Source organism: Myxococcales bacterium (assembly GCA_016706225.1).
Classification (GTDB): domain Bacteria; phylum Myxococcota_A; class Polyangia; order Polyangiales; family Polyangiaceae; genus JADJKB01.
Genome location: JADJKB010000012.1, coordinates 56593 through 72454, shown reverse-complemented (window position 1 = coordinate 72454; position 15862 = coordinate 56593). Strand labels below are relative to the sequence as shown.

Below are 15862 nucleotides of genomic sequence, written 5' to 3'. Positions count from 1 at the left end.
TCTGAGAGCCGCTGAAGGTCGGCTGGAGGATTTCATCTCCGGCAGAACGAGGCGATACTCCGGGTCTGGCATGAACAAGAGGGCATTGCTCATTTCGCTGGTGGTCGGCGTGGTAGGAGTCCTCTTACTCCTGCTGTATCTGTCGCGGTTCGAGCAGGAGGCGTCGGGCGGTGAGCGTGTTCGCCTGCTCATGGCGATGAAGGCCATCGATCCCGGCACCTCGATTCAGGAAGATGCGCTGACCATTCGGGAAGTTCCGCTGGCTTACGTGGAGGACCGAGCCGTCAAGGCGGTCGAGAAGCCGAAGGTCGTCGGGCTTCGAGTGGGCACCAAGGTCGAGGCCAACCAGACCCTCATGTGGACGGACCTGGCGATTGCGGCAGACGAGCGTCGTGACCTGAGCTCGCTCGTACAACCCGGCGCCCGTGCCGTTTCGATTCGCGCCGAGAGCGGTGACAAGAGCTTCTCGATGATCCAGCCCGGCGACTACGTCGATGTGATCGCGAGCATGCCCGGAAGCGACCCGGACAAGCGAAACGCGGTCGTGCTCTTGCAGAAGGTCCTGGCGCTGGCGGTGGGGCTCGAGACCGCGCCGGAGAAGATCAGTGACTCCAAGGACGAGCGGCGCGAGATGGTGCTGACTCTCAGCGTCAGCTTGCAGGAGGCGCAGCTGCTGTCGTTGGCGGCGGAGCGCGGCAAGCTATTGGTCGCGCTCCGGAATCCCGACGACCAGACCCTGCTCGACGGCATTCCCGACATGCCCTCCACGGCCCTCGAGGACAAAGTCATCCGAAACAACATCCAGGGAGCCCGGAAGACGGGTCCTGTCGAGCTCAAGGCGAAGTGAAGATGAAACGAGTTTGGCAAGTCTCCGTTGCACTGTGCCTGGCCGCAGGCGTCACACTGACCGCAATCCCCGCGTTGGCCCAGGATGACTCGGCGGGCTCACCGGATGCGGAAGGTCAAAACGAACTGACCCTGGTCGTCGGTGAGAACAAGACGCTACCTGCGACCGGAGTGAAGAACTACTCCGAAGGCGTCAAGGGCATCGTCGAGGTCAAGCTGACCACCGACAACGCCAAGTTCGTGGTGGCCGGCAAGAAGCCGGGGACGACGACTCTCTTGTTGATCAACAAGGACGACTCGACGGTGACCTGGGTCATCAACGTGTTCTCGCGCGCGCCGGAAGCCGTGAGGAGGGAGCTGCAGCAGCTCCTGGGAGAGATGCCCGGTGTGCGGGTGCGTCGTGTTGGTTCGCGGTTCTTCATCGAGGGCGGTGTGGCCAACGAAGGGGACGTGAAGCGCATCGAGAAGATCGCGGCGCTGTATCCCGGCCAAGTCGAGTCGTTGGTGGTGGCCGGCGGCGGAGGCGTTGCCGATCGCAAGGTCAACATCCGCATCGATTTCTTCTTCATCCGCTACGACAAGACGTCCGGCTACAACGTCGGCGTGGATTGGCCCTCTCGCATCGGCGGGCCCGGCGTGGTCGAAAGCGAGTTCACCTACGATTTCTTGGCCGGCACGGCGACGACCGCCGAGGCATCGGTGGTCAATCAGCCGCTCCCTGCGCTCGACGTGGCGTCGCGGCGCGGTTGGGCCAAGGTGCTGAAGCAGTCCACGGTGATCACCGTCAACGGCACGAAGGCCTCCTGGGAGTCCGGTGGGGAGCAGAACTTCCCCATCGCCTCGGGACTCAGCGCCAACATCAAGGAGATCGCCTTCGGAACCAAGGTGGAGGTCTTGCCTCGACTCGACGAACAGACGGGCGAGCTCGAGGTTCAGGTCGACGCCGACGTGTCCGACCTGACTCCGCCGGTCGAGGCGACCAACCTTCCTGGCCGCAACATCTCCAAGCTGAAGACGCTCGTGCGCCTCAAGCTCGGTCAGTCCCTGGTCTTGTCCGGAATTCGCACGACCAACCGTCGCCACGACATTCGGGGGTTGCCGATCTTGAGTGAAATTCCCGTGATTGGCGTGCTCTTCGGCTCACACCGAGATTCGGCGGAGGACGTCGAAGGCGCGCTGTTCATCATTCCGACGGCGGTCGAGTCCGTTCCCAAACCGGCAATCGAGATCGTCAATGGCGCGCTCAGTCAGTTCGAGGAATACTCAGGGGACATCGAGGCCGTGAACGCCTACAACAAGCGTCCTTCACAGTGGCGCAAGGTGAACAAGTAGCCCCGGACTGTCCCGGGGCCCGGCCCCGGAGCCGTCCTCGGCACGCATCGGGTCATGAACGTCCTCGTCGTCATCGAGTCACAATCGGGCGGCAAACGCACCATTCAGCTGCGGGCGAACGGACTACTATCCATCGGCCGCGATCCGGAGTGCGGCCTGCGGATCAAGAGTGACCTCATCTCGCGCCAGCACGCGGTGGTCGAGTTCAGTGGGCAAGCCGTGCGAGTGGAGGACCGCTCCACCAACGGCACTCTAGCTGGCGACCAGCTGCTGAAGAAGACCAGCGTCTGGGTGCCGTTTGGTACACCAATCGTCGTCGGTGATCACACCTTGACCTTTCAGTCGGCGGGGCCCCCGGTTCGGGAAGACCTGCACGAGGGCACGGTGCGAGGTGGCCCTCAGCACCCTCCGCCGGGTCAGCATCGCGGGCCCGCCATGCCAGCGCCGACGCCGCTGCCGGCGTTTGCCTCGCATCCGGCCCACCCGACACCCCATCAGAGCGGTCCGCATCATCCGCCGCCGCATGCTCCGGGTGGGGCCACGCTGGACATGCGGCGTGCGCCGATGCACTCGCAGCCGCCGCCGGCTGACACGACCGGGCGTCAGGGGGGAACCACCACCGGACAGGGCGGGCAGACCGCGACGGTTGGGCGGCGCAAACGCAGCCCCGAGCAGGAGGCGGTCAACGAGCTGAGGCGGGAGATCCACCGGCAGCTGATCGAGAACCTGGATCTCGCTGCGCTCAAGTCCAAACAAATGGACGACCCGTCCATGCGCCCCAAGGTGATCGGCGCGCTGCGGCGCATCGTCGATCAGATGGGTACGCGACTTCCTCACACCGTCGATCGGGATCGGCTGGTTGGTGAACTGGCAGACGAGGCACTCGGGCTCGGCCCGCTCGAACACTTGCTCGCGGACCCGAGCGTTTCCGAAATCATGGTGGTGGATCCAGACACGATCTACATCGAGCGTAACGGCAAGATTGTGCTGTCGGATCAACATTTCACCGACGACGAGCGCGTGCGCGCAGTGATCGAGCGCATCGTCACGCCGCTCGGGCGCCGAATCGACGAGTCGTCGCCGCTGGTCGATGCCCGCTTGAAAGACGGCTCCCGCGTGAACGCCGTGATCAAGCCCATCGCCCTGCGCGGCTCGGCCATCACGATTCGAAAGTTCGCCAAGGTACCGCTCACGATCGAGAAGCTCTACAGCTTCAACGCCTTGAGCCCGCAAATGGGCCGATTTCTCACCCGCAGTGTGATCGCCAAGAAGAACATCATCATCTCCGGCGGTACCGGCAGCGGCAAGACGACGCTCCTCAACATCTTGTCCGCGGCCATTCCGGACGACGAGCGCATCGTGACCATCGAGGACGCGGCCGAGCTGCAGCTCGTCCAGCCCCACGTCGTGTCGCTCGAGACCCGCCCTGCGAACATGGAGGGCAAGGGTGAGTACTCGATCCGCGATCTGCTCAAGAACGCCATGCGTATGCGTCCGGACCGGGTGGTCGTGGGAGAGTGCCGTGGTGGAGAGGCGCTCGACATGTTGCAGGCGATGAACACCGGCCATGACGGTTCGCTGACGACGACGCACGCGAACTCTCCGACCGAAGCGCTGAAGCGCATCGAGACACTGTGTTTGATGGCGGGCATCGATCTGCCGTCCCGCGCCGTGCGAGAGCAGATCGCCGGCAGCATTCACCTGGTGGTGCAGCAGTCGCGCTTCTCGGATGGGTCCCGAAGGGTGTCGGCGATCTCCGAGGTGCTCGGGCTGGACGACGAGCTCAACTTCGAGATCATCCCGATCTACGCCTTCGTGCGCTCGGGCACGGGGCCGAAGGGAGAGGTGCTCGGCGCCTACAAGGCTACCGGCTATTTGCCCAGCTTCCTCAACGACTTCATCCTGAAGGGATTGATTCCGAAGGGAGGACCGTACCTGTGAACGCAGCCCTCAGCCCAGAGCTCGCCGTACAGCTCCTGAAATGGTCAGGCGTTCTGCTGGTTTTTGTCGGCCTTTTGATCGGCAGCTGGGGTTCCGTCGCGGACACCCAGGGGCCGGTGATGCGCTACTGGCAGCGCTACTGCGCATCGCTCGAGCGCAAGCTGCGCCTGATGTTCATTTGGACTCCGGGGCAGCAGATCGCCATCGGGCAGATCGTCGCCGGAGTGGTGGTGTTGGCGTTGCACGTCGGGATCGGGCTCGACCCGTACTGGTGGATCTTGATGCTCATCATCATCATCGCGCCGTCCCGCTACATCGAATACCTGCGCACTCAGCGTGTGCTGCGACTCGAGGACCAGATCGACGGGTTCCTGACTGCGCTCGCCAACTCGCTGAAGGCGACCCCCAGTGTGTCCAACTCGTTCATCGGCATTCAGCCGCTCTTGCCATCGCCCATTCGCGAAGAGGTCGAGCTGTGCGTCAAAGAGATGAAGGTCGGAAGCACGCTCGACCAAGCGCTCTTGAACATGGGCGGCCGCATCAACAGCCGGCAGCTCGACACGGCGCTCTCGGCGGTGCTGATTGGCCGGCAACTGGGCGGTGACTTGCCGCGCATCTTGGACACGACCGCCAACACCATGCGCGAGATGATCCGCCTGGAAGGCGTGGTCAAGAGCAAGACTGCGGAAGGCAAGGCCCAGCTCTGGGTGCTCGGTGCGTTCCCGTTCGTCTTCGCCGTCGTGCTCAACATGATGGAACCGGGGTTCTACGATCCACTCAAGAAGCCGGTCGCGGGCTGGGCAATCGCGGGCTTTGCCGGCATTTCCTGGCTCGTTTCGATCGTGCTCGCCCGAAAGATATTGTCGGTCGACATATGAAGATCAGCTACCTGGAGATCCGCTACGTCGTCATTCTGCTCCTGGCGAGCGCGGTGGCTTGTGCGGTTTACGCAGTGGCGAGTGCGCCGTCGCGGGTGGCCAGCCGGCTCGGTATGCGCGGACTGCGGCGGCTGCGCGCGCTCGAGAACAGTGACCAGTGGCGGCAAATCGAGCCCTTGGTGCGCTGGCTCGGCGTGCGCGTCAGCGGCATCCTCACGGAAGATCAACGGGCGAAGCTGGACAAACAGCTCGCGTTGGCCGGGGACTACCTGGGCATCACCCCGGAAGAGTACGTCGGGCTGAGCCTGCTCTCGTTCATCGGGGGCGCCCTGTTCGGTCTCATCGCCGGCTGGATGACCGGCATGGGGATCGTGATGGTCATCATCGTCGCACCGCTGGGTGCGGCTGTGCCCTACCTTCAAGTCTCGAGCGCCTCGACGTTGCGGATGCAGCAGGTCAACCGCGGTCTACCCTACGCCGTCGATCTGCTGGCGCTGGCCATGAGCGCTGGTAAGGATTTCCCGGGCGCGGTGCGGCAGGTCGTGGAGAAATCCAGCGATCCCGACGACGCCCTGATCGAGGAGTTCAGCCGCATGCTGCAGGAGCTCAGCATCGGGCGGACTCGGCGGCAGGCGCTGCTCGATTTTGCGGACCGCGTGCCGATCGAGACCGTGCAGGAGTTCGTCAACTCGGTCGTGCAAGCCGAAGAGAAGGGCAATCCACTGGCCGACGTGCTGCAGATTCAAGCCGGAATGTCCCGCATGCGCCGCGGTGTCCGGGCCGAGCAGCAGGCCGCGAAAGCCGGCGTCCAGATGATCGGCCCGCTCGCGCTGCTGTTGCTCTGCATCATTGCGCTGATCCTGGGGCCGATGTTCCTCAAGCTCGGCGACCAAGGGGCCGATACCTGATGCAAGCTCTCAAGTTCGACATCCGCCACCCCGACGGCCGAACCGAGGAAGTTCGTCTCGACTCCGACCGCGCCATGATCGGCAGCGGCGCACACTGCGAAATCCGCCTTGGCATCGACCAGGCGGGGGTCGAGAGTGTTGCCATTCAGCTCACGGCTGCCGGCATCTTCGCCGACGCGCGCTCGTTCCAACCCCCTCCCACGATCAACGGCAGCCCGTTCACGCGCACGCAGATCGCGCCGGGCTCCGTGCTTGGTGTCGGGTACACACAGATCGTCGCAAGCGTCGTCGAGGTGGCCGGCACGGAGGGCGCCGCGCAAAAACCGGAGCAGAAGACCAGCCCGCTCACGCTGCTCATGGCGCTGATCGTGATGCCGCTGGCGCTCTACATCATCTTTCAAGACCCGCCCAACGACGGCGTCGGCAAAGCACCGCACGAGGTGCCCGAGCTCTGGGGGCCGCCGGCGACCCAGTGTCCGCAGTCGGCGCCCCAGGCCGCGATGGCCAAGGGCCTCGAGCAGTTCACCAAGGCGGCATCCAAACAGGAGCGACGCCCCTTCTACGTCCCGGACGGCGTGCAAGCCGTACCGCTGTACGAAGAAGCCGCGGTGTGTTTCCAGGCGGGGGGAGACGCCGAGCGGGCCAAGCGCGCGAGCTCGATGGCGGCGAAGTTGCGCGTGGACGTGGGTGAAGACTTCCGCATGCACCGCGTCCGGCTCGAGCACTCTTTGTCGACCCAGCGCTACGAAACAGCGCAAAAAGAAGTGCGAGTGTTGCTCGCGTTCTTGCAGGGCAAAGAGGGCGAATACGTCGAGTACCTCTCGGTGATCGAGCGCAAGCTGCGCATCAAGTATGGCGATCAGAGCCGCCAGAAGAAGAGCCCATGAGGCTGCGCACGGCGGTCTTGCTGATTTCGATGGCGGCGGCTACCTCCGCTTGCGGGGCTTCACGCGGCGACAAGGTGCGCGAAGCCGAACGCACGGTCCGCGCCGAGCAGACCGCCGACAAGCTGCTTCACCGGGGCAAGCTGTTCGCTCGAGTCGGCGATTTCACACGGGCCTCGCAGTACCTCAATGCCGCGCTCGACGCCGGTGCGAAGCGCGAAGAGGTTTTGCCCACGCTGATGCGGGTCTACGTGGTCAGCGGGCGCTTCCGGACCGCCATTCAGCTTGGTGAGGAAGAGCTGGCCCAGCGTCCAGAGAACCACGCTCTCCGGTTCCTGGTCGGCACCATGTTCTCGGCAATCGGCCGCGAGGACCTGGCTCGCGAGTACTTCGAACGCGTGCTGCTTGCTCAACCCAAACACGCCGAGGCGCATTATGCGCTCGCCGTCCTGCTCCGGGACGGGGAGAACGATCTGGTCGGTGCCGATCGACACTTCCGCGAATATCTCCGACTCGAGCCCACTGGCGCACACGCCGAAGAAGCGCGTGGCTCCTTGCTCAAGGACGTCCCGTGATCCCCCAAGAAATCTTCGAAGAGGCACTGCTGGAGTTCTTCGCCCCGGTGCGGCCCTTCCTCGATGATCCGGCGGTCAGCGAGGTGATGATCAACGGACCGAATCAGGTATTCATCGAGAAGGGCGGCAAGCTCGAGTTGACCGGCGTGAGCTTCGAGAGCACCGACGCACTCATCGCCGCGCTCAGGACGGCGGCACAGTTCGCCGGGAAGTTCGTCGACGAGACCCGACCGATCCTGGAGGGGCGACTGCCGGACGGGTCGCGGCTTCAGGCCATCATTCCACCCGCGGGTCCGGGTGGACCGTTCATCGCAATTCGTCGCTTCTTCAAGGAGACCCTGACCGTCGATCGCCTGGTTCGGTTCGGCTCGATGGGCCAGGACGCCGCGGACACGCTCAAGGTTCTGGTGGAGGCGAAGCTGAACGTGATCATCGCTGGCGGAACCGGTAGCGGTAAGACCAGCATGCTCAACGCCTTGTCGTCGTACATTCCCGAGGGCGAGCGGATCGTGGTGATCGAGGACTCAAAGGAAGTCCAGCTTCAGAAGACGCACGTCGTGCAGCTGGAGGCCCGCGCTGCCGACCCCAAGGGTCGCGGGGCGGTGACGATCCGAGACCTGTTCAGGGCGACGCTGCGCATGCGGCCGGACCGGGTCATCATCGGCGAGATCCGCGGCGGCGAGGCGCTCGACATCGTGCAGGCCATGACCAGCGGTCATGGCGGTTGCATGGGGACCTGCCACGCAACCTATCCGCGCGACACGATGACCCGGCTCGAGACCATGTGCATGATGAGCGACATCGACATGCCGCTGCCGGCAATGAGGGCCCAGCTGGGGTCGGGCATCAACCTGATCGTGCAGGTTTCACGGCTCCAGGACGGCTCCCGTAAGACCACCCACATCACCGAGGTCCTGGGTTACGACACCGACACCGGCAAGTATCAGATGCAGGATATTTTTGCGCGGCAGTACTTGGGGATGGGGCACGACGGAACGATTCAGAGTGAGTTCAAGCCGACGGGCATCATCCCGCACTGTGAGGAGCAGCTGCGGGAGCACGGTGTCGAGCTTCCACCCGTGATATACGATGCTGCGCGGCGGCGCGGCGCCGATCCGAATCATCGTGAGCACGGGTAACCTCACCATCCAGCTCCAGGGCGGCTCGAGCGACCGAGCCTCCGTCCAGCTCGTTGCTGGCACGGCGGTGGAAGCGTTCAGTGTCGGCACCGAGGGCGGCTGGCGTGTGAGCGGTCCGGGGCTCGTCGCCGTGCACGCCTATCTGTTCTTCGACGGCACCACTCTGTACGTCGCCTGTGCGCCGGGCGCCATCGTGCAGCTTGGCCAAGCAACGGTGGGCACGGACTGGAAGCCGGTGTCGGCGCCGGGTGCGATCCGCATGGGGGGGATCACACTGCAGGTCGAGCCGACAGGCGCGGCGCCAAAGGCTGCGGTTCAGCGGCCGCGAGAGAGTGTGCGGCCCGTCGCGCGCCCGCAGCCGAGCGCGCAGCCAGCTGCCCGACCTCAAGCGAGCGCACAGCCAGTTGCCCGACCCCAAGCGAGTGCGCAGCCGGTTGCTCGTCCGCAAGCGAGTGCTGCGCCCGCCGCAGCCCGCCGCGAACCGGGCGCACCCCCCGCACGGCGCGGTCCCCCTCCCATGCAACGTCAGCCGCCGACGCCGCGCCCCGCACCGACGGCGGGGCCGTCCCGCCCGTCGGCTCAGCGCCCGCTTCCGACGAACGCTCCGCGTGCGACCGGACCGACTCCGAGGCCCCAGGCTACCGCCCCGCGCGCGGCCCCGAAGCCCGTCCGTCCTCCGTCGGAGATGCTGGCGGCCGCCGAGAAAGCCAAACCCAGCCCGGGTGATTTTGGTTACGACGACTCCGAGTCGCCGACGCAGTACCAGCCGATGCCGGACGGTTTCAGCGAAAAGACGCTGCCGCCGCAGGAGGCCGCGGTCGGTCCTGGATCCGAGCCGCCGACGCAGATCCACCTGCCATCGGACGAAGAAGTCGTGAGCGAAGAGGCCACGCGGGTGATCCAATCGCCAGCGGACGCCCAGCCTTCTCGACCGCGTACTCCGCAGGCACCACCTGTGTACGCAGCACCGCAAGCGCCGCCGGCGTCTGCACCAAACCAACAGCCGCCGGCTGGTGGTGGGGCCGGGACCTCTGCGAAGCGCACGATGCTTGGCATAGCCCCGCCGGCGATCCCGCCTCCCCCGGGTCAGCAGATGGGGCACTCGCCGGTGGTCGTGTCTGCCGCTGCGCCTCCAGCTCAACCCGAGGTCGCGAGGCCAGAGCGGCCGCAACCACCATCGAGTCCGCCCGCGGGCGACAACGCGACGGTCGTGAAACCGCTCGAGCAGTTTCTGGCGGAAGCGGGAGCGCGCGGCCTTCCCGAATCGCCCGACACTGCGAAGCGACCGCTGCAGGCGCCGCCGGGTCAAGCCGGGGCTCCACCCTGGGCGGGAGAACAGGCGAGCGGCGCGAGTTATCCTCAACAGCAGGCGCCACAGCCGAATGCCTACGGTCAGCAGCCGCAAGGATACGGCGCACCCGAAGGCTACTCTGGCGCGCAGTTTCCGCAGCAGCAGTACAGTGCGCAACAACCCGGCGGTTACGGGCAACAGCAACCCGGCGGTTACGGGCAACAACAACCCGGCGGTTACGGGCAACAACAACCCGACGGTTACGGGCAACAACAACCCGGCGGTTACGGGCAACAACAACCCGGCGGTTACGGGCAACAACAACCCGGCGGCTACGCGCAGCAACAACCCGGCGGCTACGCGCAGCAACAACCCGGCGGCTACGCGCAGCAACAACCCGGCGCGCTCGGCGGTGATCCGGCCGCAGCCTACGCCGCGCAAATGGCGGGCACACAACCGCCTGCTTATGCAGGCCAGTCCGGGTCGTTTGGTGTTCCAGGTGGCGCGGGTGCGTCGGGGCAGTATCCGCAGCAGCAGTACCCGGGAGCGTCGGGCACGTACGGGCAGCCCGGTGCCAGCTACCCGGGACAACCCGGTTGGGTTGCAGCTCCGGCCGCAGCGAAGGGACCGCTTGCGATCTGGCAGGCGATGCCCTTCCCGCGCAAGCTCATGTTCATCATGCTGCCGTTTGGACTGATCGCATTTGCGATCGTGTTCACGGATCCGCCGGCGCCGCGTCCCGCGAAACCAGCGGGGTCGGGTTCGGCATCCGCCGGTCCGTCGTCGAGCGGTGCGCCAGATCCTTCGAGCGCGCCGCCCGGAACCTCACCCGAAACGGTCGGCACCGCGCCGACAGCGTCGGGCGCACCGACCGACACCGGCACACCGCCAGAGGCAACCGGCAAGCCGCCAGAGCCCACGCCAGCCGAAACGACTCCCGCGCCCAGCGCGTCGGCAGAGCCACCCTTGGCGAAGGGAGAGCTCACGCTCGAGCGCAAGGCCGCGGACGCGGTTGCGTCGAACGAATACGCAAAAGCCGCCGAGCTGTACGACCAACTTGCCGCCCAACATCCCGAGCGCGCCGCGTACGCCCGGGCCGCAGAGATCCTGCGCAAGAAGGCCAAGAAGTAGCTACCCGAGTGTTCAGGCATTTTCGAAAGCCTTGACACACGGAGCACCGCGGCTACCCTCCCGTTCCCCCGAAAGCCGGGCCCCCTCGGATAGTCCAGAAATGCCGACGATTCAGCAGCTCATTCGCAAGGGTCGCGACCTCGTGAAGGTCAAGACCGCATCCCCCGCACTCCGTTCATGCCCGCAGAAGCGTGGCGTGTGCACGCGCGTGTACACCACGACTCCGAAGAAGCCGAACTCGGCGCTTCGCAAGGTCTGCCGCGTGCGGCTGACGAACGGGATGGAAGTCACCAGCTACATCCCGGGTGAGGGACACAACCTGCAAGAGCACAGCGTGGTGCTGATCCGCGGCGGCCGCGTCAAGGATCTCCCCGGTGTTCGCTATCACGTGGTGCGTGGAACGCTCGACGCCTCGGGCGCCGTCGGACCGAGCAGCACCAACAAAGCCAACCGCAACCGCAAGCGCTCCAAGTACGGCGTCAAGCGCCCGAAGAGCTGAGACTAGGACAGAGCCATGCCCCGCAGGCGCGACGTACCCAAACGCAAGATCACGCCCGATCCGAAGTACAAGGACAAGCTGGTCGCGAAGTTCACCAACTCTCTGATGGAGGGTGGGAAGAAGTCCGTGGCCGAGGGCATCCTGTACGGTGCGTTCGACATCATCCAGGCCCGGTTCAAGGAGGACGCCCTCGAGGTCTTCCGCAAGGCACTCGATAACGTCAAGCCGAAGCTCGAGGTCAAGAGCCGGCGTGTTGGTGGTGCGACGTATCAGGTTCCGGTCGAGGTTCGCCCCGAGCGCCGTGTTGCGCTGGCGATGCGCTGGATCGTCCAGTACTCCCGCAGCCGCGGTGAGAAGAGCATGCGTGAGCGACTCGCCGCCGAGCTCGTGGACGCGGCGCAGATGCGCGGCAACACGATCAAGAAGAAGGACGACACCCACAAGATGGCAGAGGCCAACAAGGCTTTTGCGCATTATAGGTGGTGAGGAATTTCTTGAAGAAATCCTGATCGTGATCTGACCCTGCCAAGACCCCTGAAGTAGTTCCAGATTCCAGAGATCAGACCGACGGCGATTGCGAATTGTAACGACCTACTAGAGAGCTAACCCTGACTAGATGACCCAGACGACATAAGGATCGGGTTCAACGAGAGACGGCGCCTGTGGCCGGCCCGCACGACGCGGCAGAATCGTCGACCCCGATACCCCTTCCGGCACGATTAGAGCCCCTCAAATGGCGAGGGGACGAGATGGTCGGGAGGGGTTTCGTCCGTCAAGTGACCCCCTGAACCAGAGCAGAGCAGAGAGACGACAATGGCCCGCGAAATTGCAATCGAGCGTACGCGCAACATCGGGATCATGGCCCACATCGACGCGGGCAAGACGACGTGCACCGAGCGCGTTCTTTATTACACCGGCATCACCCACAAGATCGGTGAGGTGCACGACGGCGCCGCGACCATGGACTGGATGGTTCAGGAGCAAGAGCGCGGTATCACCATCACCAGCGCTGCGACGAACTGCTTCTGGACTCCGGGGACTGGCCCGTTCGAAGGCAAGAAGCACCGCATCAACATCATCGACACGCCGGGACACGTCGACTTCACCATCGAGGTCGAGCGCAGCTTGCGGGTGCTCGACGGCGCCGTCGCGGTTTTTGACGGCGGCAACGGGGTGGAGCCGCAGAGTGAAACGGTGTGGCGTCAGGCTGACCGCTACAAGGTGCCGCGCCTCGCCTTCATCAACAAACTCGACAAGACCGGCGCCGACTTCCAGATGAACCTGGACAGCATGAAAGAGCGGCTTGGTTGCCGCCCGGTGCCGCTGCAGTGGCCGGTGGGTCACGAAGATCAGCACAAGGGCATGGTCGACCTCATTCGCATGAAGGCGGCCATCTTTGCCGAGGACACCCTCGGTGCAGAGTACAGCTGGGAGCCCATTCCGGCGGATCTGGTCGAGAAGTGCCAGCAACTGCGCGAGCAGTTGATCGAGGCGTGTGCCGACGTCAACGACGGCATCATGGAGAAGTTCCTCGACGGCCGCTCGGCCGAGGTCACCGACGAGGAGATTCACAGCGCGATCCGCAAGGCAACGGTCACCTTCGCGTTCGTGCCGGTGGTGTGCGGCTCGGCGTTCAAGAACAAGGGTGTGCAGCTCTTGCTCGACGCCGTGATCAACTACCTGCCTTCGCCCGTCGACATCCCGCCGGTCGTAGGCATCCACCCCGATCACGAGGACCGGAGCGAGGAGCGACCGGCAACCGACGAGGCGCCGTTCTCCGCCCTCGCGTTCAAGATCATGAACGACCCGTTCGTCGGGAACCTGTCCTTCTTCAGGGTCTACTCCGGCACGATCGAGTCTGGCACCACGCTGCTCAACTCGACGCGGAGCCAGAAGGAGCGCATCGGCCGCATCTTGCGCATGCACGCCAACAAGCGTGAGGAGCTCAAGGAGTGCCACGCGGGCAACATCTACGCAGCCGTCGGCCTCCGCGACACGCGTACCGGTGACACGCTCTGCGACGACAAGTTTCCGATCGTGCTCGAGCGCATGACGTTCCCGGAGCCCGTCATCTCCATCGCCATCGAGCCGAAGACCCAGGCCGATCTCGACAAGCTCGGCATCTCGATGCAGAAGCTGGCGCAGGAAGACCCGTCGTTCCGCACCTACACCAACGAGGAGACCGGCCAGACCATCATCGCCGGCATGGGCGAGCTCCACCTGGAGATCATCGTCGACCGCCTCAAGCGTGAGTTCAAGGTCGAGGCGAACGTCGGCAAACCCGAGGTTGCCTACCGCGAGTGCATCACCCGCGCCGTGGACGCCGAGTACAAGTACGTGCGTCAGTCGGGTGGTCGCGGCCAGTACGGACACGTCTGCATCCGCATCAAGCCGGCGGAGCGAGGCGCGGGTTTTGTGTTCGTCGACTCGGTCGTCGGCGGCGCGATCCCCCGCGAGTTCATTCCTTCGGTCCAAAAGGGCATTCGCGACGCACTGGGCCGGGGCGTGCTTGCTGGGTATCCCATGGTGGATGTCGAGGCCGAGCTCTACGACGGCACCTATCACGACGTTGATTCCTCGACGCACGCCTTCGAAATTGCGGGCTCACTCGCATTCCAGGACGGCGCCAAGCGCGCCGGCATGCAGCTGCTCGAGCCCATGATGAGCGTCGAAGTCGTCACGCCCACGGACAACATGGGCGACGTCATCGGCGACCTCAACTCGCGCCGCGGGCGCGTGCTCGGCATGAATCAACGCGGCGCGACCACCCAGGTGATCGAGTCCGAGGTACCGCTCGCGACCATGTTCGGGTACGCGACGGATTTGCGCAGCAAGACTCAAGGTCGGGCCACGTACACGATGCAGTTTTCGCATTACGAGCCCGTCCCCAATTCAGTGCAGGAAGAAATCGTGGCTAAAGTCCGCGGGAAGTGAGGCAGGGAAATGGCCAAGGAGAAATTCGTACGTTCGAAGCCCCATGTGAACGTGGGCACGATTGGTCACATCGACCACGGCAAGACGACGCTGACGGCGGCTCTGGTGAAGGTGCAGAGCAAGAAGAATCTCGCGAAGGAGATCAAGTACGCCGACATCGCGAAGGGCGGAATCGTCCGTGACGACACGAAGACGGTGACCATCGCGGTCTCGCACGTGGAGTACGAGACGGCGACCCGGCACTACGCGCACGTCGATTGCCCCGGTCACGCCGACTACATCAAGAACATGATCACCGGCGCAGCGCAGATGGACGGCGCTATTCTGGTGGTGAGCGCGCTGGACAGCGTGATGCCGCAGACTCGTGAGCACGTGCTGCTCGCGCGACAGGTCGGGCTGAACGACATCGTGGTGTTCTTGAACAAGTGCGACGCGGTGGAAGACCCGGAGATGCTCGAGCTGGTCGAGATGGAAGTCCGGGAGCTCCTGGCCAAGTACAAGTTCAAGGGGACGACGCGAAGATCGTGCGCGGCGCCGCGCTGCCTGCGCTGCAAGGCGATGCGAAGTGGGAAGCGACGATCGACGAGCTGCTCGCCGCGCTGGACTCGGAGATCCCGCAGCCCCAGCGCGAGGTGGACAAGCCCTTCCTGATGGCAGTCGAGGACGTGTTCTCGATCAAGGGCCGTGGAACGGTGGCGACGGGCCGCATCGAGCGCGGCAAGGTCCACATCAACGACGAGGTCGAGGTGATCGGCTTCGAGCGCGACAAGAAGACGGTCGTGACGGGCGTCGAGATGTTCCGCAAGCAGATGGACGAGGGTCAGGCTGGCGACAACGTGGGCTGCCTGCTCCGCGGCATCGACAAGGACATGATCGAGCGCGGTCAGATCATCGCAGCACCGGGTAGCATCAAGCCGCACAAGAAGTTCATGGGCGAGGTGTACGTGCTGAAGAAGGAGGAGGGTGGCCGCCACACTCCGTTCTTCACCAACTACAAGCCGCAGTTCTACATCCGGACGACCGACGTCACGGGGAATGCGCTTCGCCATCCGTGAGGGCGGCAAGACCGTCGGCGCGGGCGTCGTCACCAAGATCATCGAGTGAGGGGGAGTCGGAACGAGGCGGCGTCGAGGTCTCGACCTCGACGCCCTTCTCGGCCCGACTCTAGAGCGAAAGACGTGAAACATGGCTGACGCGACCAAAATCAGAATCAGGCTCAAAGCCTTCGACCACCAGCTGCTCGACAAGTCCACGACGGACATCGTCGAGACGGCTCGGCGCACCGGCGCGCGGGTGGCGGGGCCAATCCCACTGCCGACGAGCATTCGGCGCTACACCGTGCTCCGAGGACCGCACATCGACAAGAAGTCGCGTGAGCAGTTCGAAATTCGCACCCACAAACGGCTGATCGACATTCTCGAGCCGACCCCACAAACACTCGACGCGCTGATGAAGCTGGATCTCTCAGCCGGTGTCGACGTGGAGATCAAGAGCTAGGACGGGA

13 protein-coding genes and 1 pseudogene are annotated in these 15862 nt (G+C 64.6%); all 14 read left to right on the top strand.

Features of this window, described 5'->3' with window-relative positions; translation table 11 throughout:
* Positions 1–70: 70 nt before the first annotated feature.
* The 14 genes and pseudogenes from cpaB (at position 71) to rpsJ (ending at position 15855) form a co-directional block, all read left to right on the top strand.
* Positions 71–847 carry a Flp pilus assembly protein CpaB gene (gene cpaB, locus IPI67_20050; GenBank protein ID MBK7582480.1) on the top strand — a complete coding sequence of 259 codons (777 nt, stop codon included), beginning with the start codon at positions 71–73 and terminating at the stop codon, positions 845–847.
* A 2-nt stretch (positions 848–849) separates the two neighbouring features.
* Positions 850–2178: a pilus assembly protein N-terminal domain-containing protein gene (locus IPI67_20045; protein ID MBK7582479.1), complete on the top strand. Its 1329-nt coding sequence runs from the start codon at positions 850–852 to the stop codon at positions 2176–2178.
* Positions 2179–2232: 54 nt separating this feature from the next.
* The gene (gene tadA, locus IPI67_20040; protein ID MBK7582478.1) at positions 2233–4119 is read left to right on the top strand and encodes a Flp pilus assembly complex ATPase component TadA; all 1887 of its coding nucleotides are present in this window, start codon (positions 2233–2235) and stop codon (positions 4117–4119) included.
* Positions 4116–4997, top strand: coding sequence for a type II secretion system F family protein (locus IPI67_20035; GenBank protein ID MBK7582477.1), 882 nt, complete (start codon positions 4116–4118; stop codon positions 4995–4997). Before tadA ends, IPI67_20035 begins: the two co-directional genes overlap by 4 nt.
* A complete protein-coding gene (locus IPI67_20030) occupies positions 4994–5905 on the top strand; it encodes a type II secretion system F family protein (GenBank protein ID MBK7582476.1) in 912 nt (303 codons plus the stop codon). Before IPI67_20035 ends, IPI67_20030 begins: the two co-directional genes overlap by 4 nt.
* On the top strand, positions 5905–6792 hold the full coding sequence (locus IPI67_20025) for a hypothetical protein (protein ID MBK7582475.1): 888 nt from the start codon (positions 5905–5907) through the stop codon (positions 6790–6792). Before IPI67_20030 ends, IPI67_20025 begins: the two co-directional genes overlap by 1 nt.
* Positions 6789–7364, top strand: a complete 576-nt coding sequence (locus IPI67_20020; protein ID MBK7582474.1) for a tetratricopeptide repeat protein — start codon at positions 6789–6791, stop codon at positions 7362–7364. The genes IPI67_20025 and IPI67_20020 overlap by 4 nt, the downstream gene beginning before the upstream one ends.
* Positions 7361–8503, top strand: coding sequence for a CpaF family protein (locus IPI67_20015; GenBank protein ID MBK7582473.1), 1143 nt, complete (start codon positions 7361–7363; stop codon positions 8501–8503). The genes IPI67_20020 and IPI67_20015 overlap by 4 nt, the downstream gene beginning before the upstream one ends.
* Positions 8454–10925: a hypothetical protein gene (locus IPI67_20010; protein MBK7582472.1), complete on the top strand. Its 2472-nt coding sequence runs from the start codon at positions 8454–8456 to the stop codon at positions 10923–10925. The genes IPI67_20015 and IPI67_20010 overlap by 50 nt, the downstream gene beginning before the upstream one ends.
* Positions 10926–11025: 100 nt before the next feature.
* Positions 11026–11424, top strand: a complete 399-nt coding sequence (locus IPI67_20005) for a 30S ribosomal protein S12 (protein ID MBK7582471.1) — start codon at positions 11026–11028, stop codon at positions 11422–11424.
* A 15-nt stretch (positions 11425–11439) separates the two neighbouring features.
* Positions 11440–11910 (top strand): 30S ribosomal protein S7, encoded by a 471-nt coding sequence (gene rpsG / locus IPI67_20000; protein MBK7582470.1) that lies wholly within the window; start codon positions 11440–11442, stop codon positions 11908–11910.
* Positions 11911–12237: 327 nt separating this feature from the next.
* Positions 12238–14358 carry an elongation factor G gene (gene fusA / locus IPI67_19995; GenBank protein MBK7582469.1) on the top strand — a complete coding sequence of 707 codons (2121 nt, stop codon included), beginning with the start codon at positions 12238–12240 and terminating at the stop codon, positions 14356–14358.
* Between the two features lie 9 nt (positions 14359–14367).
* Positions 14368–15462 (top strand): annotated as a pseudogene (tuf, locus tag IPI67_19990) (elongation factor Tu).
* 81 nt (positions 15463–15543) lie between these two features.
* Entirely contained in the window at positions 15544–15855 is a 312-nt protein-coding gene (rpsJ, locus tag IPI67_19985; GenBank protein ID MBK7582468.1) for a 30S ribosomal protein S10, read from the top strand.
* Positions 15856–15862 lie beyond the last annotated feature (7 nt).

Bases quoted from the DNA above. Each gene is read 5' to 3' on its own strand.
- fusA (MBK7582469.1), top strand. From the start codon at position 12,238: ATGGCCCGCGAAATTGCAATCGAGCGTACGCGCAACATCGGGATCATG.
- tadA (MBK7582478.1), top strand. From the start codon at position 2,233: ATGAACGTCCTCGTCGTCATCGAGTCACAATCGGGCGGCAAACGCACC.
- IPI67_20025 (MBK7582475.1), top strand. From the start codon at position 5,905: ATGCAAGCTCTCAAGTTCGACATCCGCCACCCCGACGGCCGAACCGAG.
- IPI67_20010 (MBK7582472.1), top strand. From the start codon at position 8,454: ATGCTGCGCGGCGGCGCGGCGCCGATCCGAATCATCGTGAGCACGGGT.
- IPI67_20030 (MBK7582476.1), top strand. From the start codon at position 4,994: ATGAAGATCAGCTACCTGGAGATCCGCTACGTCGTCATTCTGCTCCTG.
- cpaB (MBK7582480.1), top strand. From the start codon at position 71: ATGAACAAGAGGGCATTGCTCATTTCGCTGGTGGTCGGCGTGGTAGGA.
- rpsJ (MBK7582468.1), top strand. From the start codon at position 15,544: ATGGCTGACGCGACCAAAATCAGAATCAGGCTCAAAGCCTTCGACCAC.
- rpsG (MBK7582470.1), top strand. From the start codon at position 11,440: ATGCCCCGCAGGCGCGACGTACCCAAACGCAAGATCACGCCCGATCCG.
- IPI67_20020 (MBK7582474.1), top strand. From the start codon at position 6,789: ATGAGGCTGCGCACGGCGGTCTTGCTGATTTCGATGGCGGCGGCTACC.
- IPI67_20005 (MBK7582471.1), top strand. From the start codon at position 11,026: ATGCCGACGATTCAGCAGCTCATTCGCAAGGGTCGCGACCTCGTGAAG.
- IPI67_20045 (MBK7582479.1), top strand. From the start codon at position 850: ATGAAACGAGTTTGGCAAGTCTCCGTTGCACTGTGCCTGGCCGCAGGC.